The sequence below is a fragment of the Marisediminitalea aggregata genome (assembly GCF_900129565.1).
Classification (GTDB): Bacteria; Pseudomonadota; Gammaproteobacteria; order Enterobacterales; family Alteromonadaceae; genus Alteromonas; species Alteromonas aggregata.
On record NZ_FQWD01000005.1, the window covers coordinates 137941 to 149953 of the forward strand.

Sequence of the window (12013 nt, forward strand, 5' to 3'; positions counted from 1 at the left end):
ACCATCACCCAGGTTAATTTCGATACTATTGGCCATACCTGCCAAGTTTTCTAACAAACAAGAAGAGACTAGTACGTCCACCAAATCTGCGAAGTTACCACTTGAAAACGTCGCATATGGTATGCCATCGACTAAAGATGCGCCTCTTTCTAAACTAAAGTCTAGTAAAAGGTTTCTTTCACCATTTTCTTTATACTCTCCTTTATATCTGACGTTGAAAGATAAGACATTGTCTACACCATAGTATTTTATGGCATAAACTCCCTGCTTTTCGATGGACCAACCCAGGTTGACTCCGCCACCATCTTTACTGACGCTAAAGCCTAAGCCTGTAAAATCATAATCTTCATTAAAATCCGCCCAGTCAGCATTGCCAATTTTACTGGCAATTTGTTCTCTCATCTCTCTATGAATACGCCTTTGAGCTCCCGGTCCGGTCATGTAATGAGATGGGTGATTAGAACAATCTCCACCCTGCTGATTTGAGCTGAGTGGTGATAGGTTAGACTCATTTATACCAGGCGCAGATGATGACGCACTAGCAGCTTTAAGGCTTGATGCAGAATAGAAATTATTTGCATAAACAACGGTATTGGCTGCTTTTAAAAATTCAGCGTGTATATGGTAAAACGTTTCGAGGGAATCGATTTCAATTGACGTCAGTGACGCATCCGTCGCAGTAATAGATAGCGCTTCACTGTCGCTATTGGCATTAGTCGCAGTGACATTAAATTTATACGCTGTTTGAGTAACCGGATTGGCAACAATGACATCTTTTGCCGATGTATTGCAACTGAACGTCATGTCATGGGAAAAACCACCATCATTATTCCAGGAACAATTAGGTGTCTCATAAAACTGTTTTACCGCTTCCTTGGCATCGTTGTAATCGCATGAACTACAAATGTAAGACTCAGTAAGTGCTGCGAGGACTGGTTGAGTGAAAGTAATCGCGACTAGCCCAAAGAATAAGCTTTTCCTGTTCATGGTAATTCCTTTATAAATCCTTTTTTGACTACCAGATATCCATATATGCTGTAATCACTTCCTCGCTGAGGTTCCAAGACCAAACTTAGCTTGAGAAAACGAATACGCAGTCTGATCTAACCTAACAAAACGAATATAGGCCCACAAGTTTGCAAGCCGGCGACTTGGTTTTAAATATAGGTGTAATTTTTTCAACTACAACTACAACTACAACTACAACTAACCTTGCGAACTAATCGACAGCCAACCAATGCATCACATTCAACATAAACTGTTCGTTTTGCTCTGCGCCCTGTGAACGTAAACCATAAGTTTGCCCGGTTTTAGTATCTAACTGTGATGAAAACATCATGCCTTCGGCAAACACTGCAACGCGGCCTTTGCCATATTCAAGAACTGCTCCCTGACTCCAGCCACTGGTTGATATCGTTCTTGAGTCAGCAGAAATCTGAAAAGGAATAGTCGGCTCGTGAGAAACCGTCCCTGTGCCCAGTGTTAGCAACGACGTCGCCTGTTCTGGTGGCTGAAACGCAGATCCGCCGAAGGTTTTGATCTGCGTAATCGAGGCATCAGGCACAGGCTGCATGAATATCGGGGTTTCAGTGGTCTTGTCTTCATCGGAACGCCCCGACGTGATGGCGTGAACGGCAAGGCTATGAGTGCTGCGTTTAAAGGTATAGGCACTCACATGGCCGTTAGTGAAAATAACACCAAAAGCCTTTGCGAGGTTATCTATGACTGCCGGGAAAGGTGCGTGATCCGCTATCAGTAGCAGGGCTCCACCGTGCTTTACCCAGAATACGACCTGATCAACTTCCTGTTGTGTTAACGCTAACTCGTAAGGCGGTTGCCAGTCGCTTCGGTCTTTATCCAGTGCGTTCGCAATCACCAGAATATCCGCTTTTGCTAATTGGGTACCGGTAAAGGGCGTTGTGTTGGCTTTTACAGAAAAGCCGTCACTCCGCAAGACCTGTTTAAATGGGGCGAATCGGCCATCTATCGTCAGAAAGTTATGATGCGCCTCGTCGACCAATACTACCGGGCTATTGGTTGGTTGATATGTCTGGATACGAAATTGTGGAGTGAAATTCGGGTCGGCCTGCTGCGGGCTGTCAGTGCAAGCGGCAAGGAATAGCAGTGACAGCAAAATATAACGGAACAGTTGGGTCATAAAATGATGGGAAAAAACAGGCTTAGTTGGCGACACCATAACCATACCACAATTGGTCGAAGGCTTTGAATGCGCCTACGCTTGGAGCCGCCAGACCCCTTCAGTAGCTCAAGCTATTCGGCGTAATCCCGTAAGGCGAATTGCAATGCAATGTATGACACCACGCCGCCTAATAATGCCCCCCACACTGTTTTTAGTGCCAGCGCCTGGGTGAATGATACGCTGCCAATCAGGGCTGATAGCAACACAAACAAAAGTAGAGAGGCAATTGCACCGGCAACGGCGAACAATAACGCCCGCACAAAAGGATGTGCTGGCAATTTAGACGCAGCGTGTTCGGATGCTTCCACGCTGACCTGACCGCCCTTTATGCGCTTGCGAGTCAGAAATGAAGGGAAAAATGCGCCCATCAGGCCAATGGCGAGTCCCTGTGGAATTGAGTCAATCAACAGGCCGCCTTCTCCAGTCATGCCTATTTGTGATTGGCCGGAAAAAATCAAAAACACAAATAGCACGCTGAATAGGGCATTAATTACTGCACCGATCAGGGTTTCCGTGCGCACGTAGCTTTGTAGGGTAGGTGAGTTCATAGCTTGCTCCATGTAATTATTTTGTTAACAGTAAGCGAGCAGATAGCACAGCAACACCGGAATTTATGCATACCTGCTATAACGGTTTTCGATAGCCTTACAAACAGTGTTCAGCGGCGTGGTTTAGCCGTTGGGTTTGAGAATGTCGTTGATAAAGTACACGATTTCATCGGCCAGGCGTGTGTCACTGGTACCGAGATGGCCGGCAATGGAATAGTGGTTATGTCCCGACAAGACCAGCGCTCGGTCAAGGCGTTGATTGTGGGCGAATCGCTGATGCACCAGGCCCAGCCATTCCTGTTGGAAGCGCGGAGGGTCGTATTCGCTACAAGCAATAAATAGCGGTAGTGGGCACTTACTTATACTGGGTAAGGCCATACGGGAATCATATAAACTGTGGTCGCCGTAGTAGAGCGTGTCCCGGTCATCCAGTGGAGTGGCACCGTAAAGACCAGACAGCAACAGCAGGCCTTTAACCGCATGTTGTGCGTTGTATTGCTGATGGTAGGTTGCAACGTGATTTGCGCCTGCTGAGGTGCCCATTAAAAACAACGCATCGGGGTTACCGCCGTACTCAGCAATGTGCTGCTTAAGCCAGGTTACCGCAGCGGCCAGATCGTCTGCACCGGCAGGCCAGGTATGTTCAGGTGCCAACCGATAGTTAATTACGACGCCCAGCATGCCCTGTTCGGCGGCCATGCGACCCACGCAGGCGTTGTACCAGCGGGTGGTATCGCCTTTGTCACCTTTCAGGAAGCCACCGCCATGCACAAAAACCAGCACCGGGCGCGACGAGGTTTTACGCGCGGCAAGGTCAGTGTGCAAAGCGGTTGGACCGTAAATATCCAGTCTGTGCCGCGGGTGTTCACCGTAAGCAATGTCAGTGGCGAGGGCTGGTTGGCGGGCAACCAGGGCGGTTTGCTCTTCTGCAAATAAGGCAAGCATACCTTCCATCATGGCCGGCCCCATTTCGGTGCCTAATGCGGCGATGCCCTTACGCGCTGACTCAGACTGTTTCATGGTATTACTCCGCCACAATAGTGTTGCTAAGCGTGCCCATAGGGCCAATCTCTACGGTTACGGTATCGCCTGGTTTCATCCACAGTGGAGGAGTGCGTTTCGCACCAACACCACCCGGCGTACCGCTGGCAATCACATCGCCGGGCTTAAGCGGGGTAAAGCTGGAGATGTAGGCAATAACCGTGGCGATAGGGAAAATCATATCACCAATAGGCTGTTGCTGAACGATTTGATCGTTCAGTTTGGTGGTGACGTTCACTTCGGAGAGATCGCCGGCTTCGTCCGGTGTTACCATGAACGGGCCGAACGGGCCGGTGGTTGGGAAGTTTTTACCGGGCGTAAACTGACGGCTATGCCATTGCCAGTCGCGCACAGAGGCATCGTTAAAACAGGCGTAACCCGCTACATGTGACATGGCGTCTTCTTCGCTGATATAGCGTCCGCCTTTGCCAATAATAACCGCCAGTTCGCCTTCGTAATCGAGGTCGGTTGATACTTTCGGCATGACGATTGGCTGATTGTGTGCGCCTAACGAATCGGCAAAGCGCACAAAAATAGACGGGTATTCCGTTGCGGCGCGGCCGGTTTCCTGGCGGTGGGTTTCGTAGTTGTGGCCCACACAAAATACTTTGCCCGGATTTGGGATGACGGGCGCCAGCGTTACGCTGTCTAGAGCAAGTTGCTCTTCGCTGCCAAGCGTTGCCAGTGTGCCCGCATCAATAGCGGCTTTTAAGTCAGCAGCGTGGCTGCTCAGTACTTCAATAGTGTCACCGTGCAGGCGGCCAAATCCGGCACTGCCATCGCTAAGGGTAAAACTTACGTATTTCATTATCTCTGCTCACTTACTGTTCAGGCTGGCTGCCAGGTGCGTTTAAATTTGAAGTTGGCTTCAGCGTCCTTCAGGCCGGCGAAATCTTTGTCAGACATACCCCATTGGTCGATTCGGTTTTCAGGCCAGGTCCAGTCTTCTGGTGCACCGGCTTGATAATCGTCGGGCACAATTTCAACCGCCGTTGAAAACTCAACAACCGCGCCAAACGGCGCAATAAAATAGGCAAATACATTGTCGCCGGGCCCGTGGCGACCGGGTCCCCAGGCTGGGGCATATTCGTAATCACGCAGTCGGCCAACGCCACGCATAACGGCGTCCATATCAGCCATTTCAAACGCGATATGATTGAGTGAATTGAATCCTGCGCGTGCGAATGCGGTGCTGTGGTGCGACGCGTTACAACGCACAAACACCATGCCTTTGGTGCGGTCAGATACGGTGAAATTCAGGATCTCTTCTACCGCTAAGCCGGATTGTTCTGCATCGACGGCGTTGCACACAACGTGGGTGAGCTTGACCGGTAAATCCGGATCGTCGATGGGGGCCACTTCTTCACTGCCGGTTAAGAACCGAAATAGTTCGCCCTCTGGCATCTCTACGATGATCCCGTGACCGCCGCCTAAGTCGGCTGAGGTCTCAGGGGTTACATTGAGTGCTTTGGCGCGAGCGTTTTGTTCAATACGGTCGATGTCGGCTTGCTCGCACACAAAGGTCACACTGCGAACGAATGACTCCTCGCCTTCTTCCAGTGCAACCAGATACGGGAAGCTACCCGAACCGCGAATGTAATGGGTATTGGCTTTGGCATCCGTACGCGCGTCGGCCGGACTGGCCGCCAGCTTGGTATGCCATACATTGACCAGAAAGTCCGCAGCATCGGCGGCTTTCGGGAGTACTAGTTCAATACTGCGTAATCGCATGATTATTTGTCCTCGCTAAATTGCAGCGCTGCGATACCTGCTATTGCGCATTGTTCGTCAACATCACCGGTGTCACCACTGATGCCAATGGCACCGAGCAGTGTGCCGTCGGGCGCTTTGATTAAATTGCCTCCCGGTGATAAGGCGATTTCAATACCGGGTATGGCGGTCAGGCTGTTGAAGAATACCGGGTTGTTTTTGGCTTTTTCGGCAATGCCCCGGGTGTTAAAGCCCATGCCGAGAGCGCCTTTGGCCTTCGCGTTTGCAATATCGCCGCGATACAGGCTGGCGCCGTCCTGGCGTTTAAACACCACGGCATGGCCGCCCGCATCCAGTACCGCCACGGCAAGTGGCTTTACATTGTTTTCGCTGGCATAGGCCAGCGTCGCGTTTGCTACGCATTCTGCTTGTTGTAGGGTCAGAGTCATTGCGCGGCTTCCTGTGACGTTAACGGAGAGGAAGAAAACAGCTGGTTGGCCAGCGTGCTCAGTAATTCTCCCAGTGATGATTCAGTGGCGGTGCCAAACACATAGTGGTCGGGACGCAGCAATACGGCTTGCGCATCGGCATCTGCCAGCCAGGTCGACAGCGCATCGCATTCCAGGTCGGTTAGCAGGGTGGCCTGAATATCGATTTGTTGTTGTAAGGCAGACAGTAGTGTCTGATTGCTCTTCGACAAACGCTGGCTGTTTACCAATAATCGCCATTGTCCGTCGGTGACGTCATCCAGCAGTTTGCGCTCGCCATCCAGTTCCACCCAAGGCTGAATGAATCGTGCACCGGCTTTGGTCGTGCCACTGGCAACTAAGCCATTGCGCACTGGGGGAATCAAATCGGCAGCCGTGGTTGGCAGCTCGTTGCGTTTCACTTTTTCGCGGATCATGGCATCGCGCTGGGCTGCTTGTTCCGGGTCGAGCATACAAATATAGCGGCCGGCATCGACAGCGGCATTGATGACTGCCCGCACATGGGGGTCGCGTTCAGTTTGATAAGTATCCAGCAGGCTGTCAGGGGACAGGCCTTTTAATACCAGATCCAGCTTCCAACTGAGGTTTACTGCATCGCGGAAACCGTGGCACATGCCCTGACCGAAAAACGGTGGGGTCTGGTGCGCGGCATCGCCAGCCAGAAAGACATTACCCACCCGCCATTGTTCAGCAACCAGGCCGTGGAATCGGTACGTCGCAGCGCGTACAATCTTGTGTGGCACATCCTGCAGCCAGGGCTTCAGCAGCGCGGCTACGTTGTCTGGCTCCATCATGGCATCATCGTCTTCGCCGGGTTTGAGCATAAGCTCCCAGCGGCGGTGGTTGCCCCGGCCGGGCACTACGGTAGCCGGACGGTTGGGGTCACACATCATTACCGACAGCTGTTGAATGTCACAGTCATCCGGCAAGTTCGCGATAGGTGGAAACGTAACCGGCCCATCCACTTCTGCGTCAACCACGAGCCAGGGTTCTTCAAACTGCAGGTCATCCAGTTTGACACCCAGTGCTTTGCGCACCTGACTGCGCGCGCCATCACAGGCAATGACATACTTAGCGCCCGCTGTGTATTTGTCGCCGTCACATACGAGAGTCAGCGTTACGCTAGACTGAGTGCTGTGCAGATCAATCAGTTCGGTACCCAGTTTTACGTCGACATTCTCGAAACGAGAAAGGGCACTGCGCAGGTGATCTTCCAGTTCAGGCTGATAGAAAAAATAATCGTTAGACCAGCCAAACGGACGCGGTTTACCCGACGTTCCCATATAGCGCAGTACGCCGTGGTCGGCCCCAACATGAAGGTGACCTTCGGTGTCGCGCATGTCTGGCAGAATGGTGTGATGCAGGTCGATGTCCTGGAACAGTCGGACCATTTCGTGATCTAAATGCACCGCTCTGGGTAGTGGATACGGGTTCGCTTCGCGCTCGACAACCAGCACTTTCCAGCCTTGCTTACCCAGAAAATTGGCCGCAAGTGCCCCTACCGGCCCGCAGCCGATAATTGCAATATCATACATATGTGTGGCTCCTAAGCGGCGGTAGTCAGCAGTGACAGCGGCAGTTTGTAAGCGTCGCCGTCTTTCATAATCAGGCTGATATTCGCTTTGTTCTGCAGGATGGTGACGTCTTCAGTAGGATCGCCATCAATCAGCAGCAGGTCTGCCAGATAACCGGTTTTAACCAGTCCCAGCTCGTCACCCATGCCCATGATTTCACCACCCAGTTGGGTCGCTGCGTGCAGGACTTCTTCTGGTGTGTAGTTGAAGTGCTGAACCCACAATTCCAAATCCCGGGCATTGCGGCCATTCGGATTGAATGGGAAGCCGTAGTCGCCACCGGGTAGCAGTTTCATGCCACCGGCTTTGAGTTTTGCCACCAGTTTAATCTGATGGGCCATTACATCTGCGGCGTCTTTCTTCATGTATGTCATGTCCATGTGCGGCGGCGGAGTTGCATCCAGCGTGGCCTGAACAATACCGATGGTAGGTGCAACAAACATGTTTTCTTTATTGGCGAGCAGCATGTCGATAGCTTCGTCATCTGCATAGGTGCAGTGATACAGCACGCGGAATCCGGCGCGAACACCCAGCTTAACGGCTTCCGCCGCGTGTGCGTGACCGGTTAACCAGACATCACTGGCTTTGGCTTGTTCGCCTGCGGCGAGAATTTCTTCTTCCGAGTACAGCAATTCGTGAGATGCGCCCGGTTTTAATGCGTTTTCGCCGGATATCAGGAATTTAACGGCTTTCGCGCCTATGTCTGCACATTCTTTCACAAAGGCTTTTACGCCCTCCGGGCCGTGCTCGTGCTTGTCGGCTTGGCCCGGATCCAGTTCTGAATCATTGGGCGGCTCGCGTTCAACAGAGGAAGGAATAAGACGCGGACCCGGCAAACCGCCGGTGGTTAAATGTTCGTTCAGGCTAATTTCGAGCTTCTTGCTGAGCGCTCCAGCGGAATAGGCACTGGTAAAACCGTGATCCAGCAGAATGCGGGCATTGCGCGCAGCTGTCAGCGCCAGCTCTTCTGGCGGTAAGTACATACCCGGTACAAATTTTTCTACCGAGGTCGGCCAGGTCAGGTGAGCGTGAGCTTCCACCAGGCCAGGCATAAGCACCCGGCCATCGGCATTGATAATGCGGTCGCCACTGGCTGCAGTGATGTCGGATTCACTGACATCGGTGATACGGTTGCCTTCAACCGCGACTGAGCCGGGAAAAGGTTTGCGGCCGGTACCGTCGAAAATACGGGCATTTTTTATGATAGTTCGCATGAGATTGTCCCTGTTTACGTCTGGGCTATCGCTATTTTTGGCCGCAGGATATATTTGATCAAATATTTATTTTTTTGTTAAGTATAGGTAAAAACTATGGATTGGTATGACTGACCACAAAATCGACGAACGCCTGAGCGATAGGCGGTAGCTGTCGTTCTGCCATCCACAATAAACCGACTTTTCGCTGGAAGTTGATCCCTTCTATGCGCACTGCGCGCAGCGACCCGGCATGGATTTCGGTACTCACGAGTTCGTTTGGCAGAATGGTGATGTACTGGCTGTGCTTAACAATGGCTTTGGTCGACAAAATGGAGTCAGACAAAATGACATTGGCGGGGAGTCGGGCGTCACTGTTTATGAACAAGGCATCGATTTGTTTGCGAAAGCCGCCTACCGCGTCGGGAAGTACCCAATGCATATCGGTGAGGTTGCTCAGCTGAACGGCGTCCCCCAGGTGCTCATTACCTGGCCCAACAATGACTGAAAACGGGTCGCTGAGCACGGGTTGCTCCCGAAACTCTTCGTTCGACTCACGCATACCCGACGTAACGATGGCTAAATCTATTTCATAGCTGCGTAACATGTTTTGCACAACGGCGTCGGGGCGTTCGAGAATGCGCAGCTTGAAACGTGGATGTTCAGCGGAAAAGCCGCCAATAAAGCGGCCCATGGTGGTAGACAGTGCCCCCGGCGTGCCGCCAATGGTTAATGGCCCGCCAATGTCTTCGGCGAGCAGCTGAATTTCTTCCTGAGCGCTGTGTAACAGGCTTTCCACTGCGCGGGCTTTCATTTCCAGCGCAATCCCCGCCTGGGTTAACTCAATGCCCTGGCGGTTACGGGTAAACAGCGTGGTTTGCAGCACCCGCTCCAACTGATTAATGGCAACCGACACGGAAGGCTGCGAGAGGTGCTCGGCGCGAGCCGCTCCGCTAATGGTGCCTTCGCGGCAAACAGCTAAGAATAAACGTAGGGTGCGGGGGTCGATTCTCATTACCTGAATTCTCTTTGTATAGTCTGAAACTATATTAACAATAAAAATTATTATTTTATTTGTCACGTTATTCACGATATTTTTACAATCACGCTATCAAAAAGTAATGAATTCGAGCGCAGTATGATTAATCGACGTCAATTTCTGGCCATGGCCTCTGCAACGGTGAGTGCACCGTTGTTCGCAAAAAGCGGTAGTTCGGCAAGTGAAGCCGGGAAGCCGTTTCCGGACAACTTTTTCTGGGGAGCAGCCAGTGCGGGTCACCAGGTTGAGGGTAACAATGTCAATTCAGACATTTGGTTGCTGGAACATGTAAAGCCTACCTTATTCAAAGAGCCGTCTGGTGACGCCTGTAACAGCTTTATGTTGTGGGAACAGGACCTCGACTTGTGTAAGGCGCTGGGATTCAGCGCATATCGCTTTTCCATTGAATGGGCGCGTATCCAGCCAGAGCCCGGCCTGTACTCCCAGGCCATGATCGACCATTACAAACGCATTATCGAAGGCTGTCACAAACGCAATCTCATTCCACTGGTCAGCTTTAACCACTTTGCCAGTCCGGTATGGTTCGCCGCCCAGGGGGGCTGGACGAACAAGCAGGCACCGGCATTGTTTGCCGATTACTGTTCCAAAGTCGCAGCGCAACTGGCCGATGGCATTGGCTATGCGGTCACGTTCAATGAGCCGAACCTGTTGCGGTTATTAAAAGTGCTGGGTGTGCCTGATTTTGTTTGGGATATGCAGGACAAGATGCTGACAGCCGCTGCGAAAGCGGTAAACAGCGAGTATTTTTGTGGCTTGAATTCGGCGCGATTAGGCGACCTGGACACCATCAATGAGCAATTGCTAATAGGTCATAAGCTGGCTCGTGAGGCCATTAAGGCGCAGCGCAGTAATCTGGATGTCGGCTTTACTTTGGCAATGCTGGATGACCAGTCCAAAGGCGGTGACGCTATGCGCGATAAAATGCGCGACTACAATTACGGCGCCTGGTTAGCGGTTGATGAAACCGATTTTATCGGGGTGCAAAACTACGAACGCGTCGAGTGGGGGCCTGATGGCAAATTACCCATTCCTGCGACAGCGCAGCTCAATCACTCTGGCCATTGGGTAGAACCCACGTCGCTGGCGAACTGTGTGCAGTACACCTACGACAAAACCAAAAAGCCGATTGTGGTAACAGAGCACGGTATTGGCACGGAAGACGACAAACAGCGAGCCTGGTTTATTCGCGAGTCTCTGCGCAACCTGCAACACACTATCGAAGGTGGTGTGCCGGTGAAAGGGTATATTCACTGGACGCTGCTGGACAATTACGAATGGATCAGCGGTTATGACGAGCACTTTGGCTTGCACACCGTCGATCGCAACACCTTTGAGCGTAAGGCTAAGCCGAGCGCTCATGAATATGCGGCCATTGTGAAACGAAACCGCGTATAAAAGTAGCGGCGGGGAAAAGTGCCCTTTCCCCGTCGCTGCGCCCTTTGGGTTTGTCAGCTTAATAACGATAGGTATAGCTGATCCCCATCATACACTCCGCCAGTGAGTCATCTTCATAGCCGTCTTTGGCCGGTTCAAAATCATCATAATTAACCGCAAATGTCACTTCAGAGCGGCGTGATACATTCCAGATACCGCCAACCGATGCATTTACCGCATTGTCCTGAGCAAAGCCTTTCAACTCGCGGTACTCTGCCTGAGCAAACAATGTGAGTTTCGGATGTACCTGGTACAACATGCCGCCATTGGCGCGCACTTCGCTGCGATTGTCGCGCTCGTCTTCTATCCATGACACGTAATGCGCGCCAAAGGTGAAGGCGAACTGAGAAGAGAGGCTGTACTTGCCGGCGAATCCCGCGCCAACAGCAAAGCTATCGCCAAATTCTTCAGACTCGTAGAAGCCCATTAGGCCGCCTTCTGCTACCAGTTCCAGGTTGGGCTGATTACCGCTGTCAAACGCGTTAAACCGATAGCGCACACCGAGTGGGCCAATGGTGACATCATCTGTTACACCATAAGCAAACGCCAACAGCGGCGTTGTGATACTCTCACCATTGTGCGACTCACCATAGCCTGCACCCGCAGTTACTACGGCCTCTTCATGCTGTAATACCAATGAACGAGTGACCGGGTTAGGATCGCTGTAAACCTGTTCTGCCATTGCGCCGGGCACAAGCAGGAATAAACAACAGCTCAATACTGATTTCTTCATGTGATGTTCCTTCTAAAGTGATACGTTGAAAT

The 12013-nt window shown here is 51.7% G+C and carries 12 protein-coding genes; 1 reads left to right on the forward strand and 11 read right to left on the reverse strand.

The genetic code is table 11. The annotated features are described in order from the left end of the window. The 10 genes from BUB81_RS22185 to BUB81_RS14860 all read right to left on the reverse strand — a co-directional run. Positions 1–987, reverse strand: a 987-nt coding sequence (locus BUB81_RS22185) for a hypothetical protein (protein WP_175555821.1), incomplete at its 3' end; no start/stop codon positions are given. 232 nt (positions 988–1219) lie between these two features. After that, positions 1220–2197 carry a DUF4350 domain-containing protein gene (locus BUB81_RS14820; protein WP_245819233.1) on the reverse strand — a complete coding sequence of 326 codons (978 nt, stop codon included), beginning with the start codon at positions 2195–2197 and terminating at the stop codon, positions 1220–1222. 74 nt (positions 2198–2271) lie between these two features. Beyond that, complete coding sequence (locus tag BUB81_RS14825) at positions 2272–2748, reverse strand: hypothetical protein (protein WP_073324124.1); 477 nt, start codon at positions 2746–2748, stop codon at positions 2272–2274. A 123-nt stretch (positions 2749–2871) separates the two neighbouring features. After that, positions 2872–3768 carry an alpha/beta hydrolase gene (locus BUB81_RS14830; protein ID WP_073324125.1) on the reverse strand — a complete coding sequence of 299 codons (897 nt, stop codon included), beginning with the start codon at positions 3766–3768 and terminating at the stop codon, positions 2872–2874. Positions 3769–3772: 4 nt separating this feature from the next. Next, entirely contained in the window at positions 3773–4597 is an 825-nt protein-coding gene (locus BUB81_RS14835) for a fumarylacetoacetate hydrolase family protein (RefSeq protein WP_073324126.1), read from the reverse strand. A gap of 20 nt (positions 4598–4617) precedes the next feature. After that, entirely contained in the window at positions 4618–5520 is a 903-nt protein-coding gene (locus BUB81_RS14840; RefSeq protein ID WP_073324127.1) for a VOC family protein, read from the reverse strand. Positions 5521–5522: 2 nt separating this feature from the next. Then, a complete protein-coding gene (locus BUB81_RS14845) occupies positions 5523–5948 on the reverse strand; it encodes a GlcG/HbpS family heme-binding protein (protein WP_073324128.1) in 426 nt (141 codons plus the stop codon). Continuing rightward, the gene (gene mhpA, locus BUB81_RS14850) at positions 5945–7522 is read right to left on the reverse strand and encodes a bifunctional 3-(3-hydroxy-phenyl)propionate/3-hydroxycinnamic acid hydroxylase MhpA (protein WP_073324129.1); all 1578 of its coding nucleotides are present in this window, start codon (positions 7520–7522) and stop codon (positions 5945–5947) included. Before mhpA ends, BUB81_RS14845 begins: the two co-directional genes overlap by 4 nt. 11 nt (positions 7523–7533) lie before the next feature. Continuing rightward, the gene (locus BUB81_RS14855; protein ID WP_073324130.1) at positions 7534–8775 is read right to left on the reverse strand and encodes an amidohydrolase family protein; all 1242 of its coding nucleotides are present in this window, start codon (positions 8773–8775) and stop codon (positions 7534–7536) included. Positions 8776–8869: 94 nt separating this feature from the next. After that, positions 8870–9769, reverse strand: a complete 900-nt coding sequence (locus BUB81_RS14860) for a LysR family transcriptional regulator (protein WP_073324131.1) — start codon at positions 9767–9769, stop codon at positions 8870–8872. Between the two features lie 123 nt (positions 9770–9892). Here BUB81_RS14860 and BUB81_RS14865 point away from each other — a divergent pair, with 123 nt between their 5' ends. Continuing rightward, positions 9893–11209, forward strand: a complete 1317-nt coding sequence (locus BUB81_RS14865; RefSeq protein WP_073324132.1) for a family 1 glycosylhydrolase — start codon at positions 9893–9895, stop codon at positions 11207–11209. A gap of 58 nt (positions 11210–11267) precedes the next feature. On the opposite strand, the gene BUB81_RS14870 is transcribed toward BUB81_RS14865, so the two are convergent. Then, positions 11268–11981, reverse strand: coding sequence for a hypothetical protein (locus BUB81_RS14870; protein WP_073324133.1), 714 nt, complete (start codon positions 11979–11981; stop codon positions 11268–11270). Positions 11982–12013 lie beyond the last annotated feature (32 nt).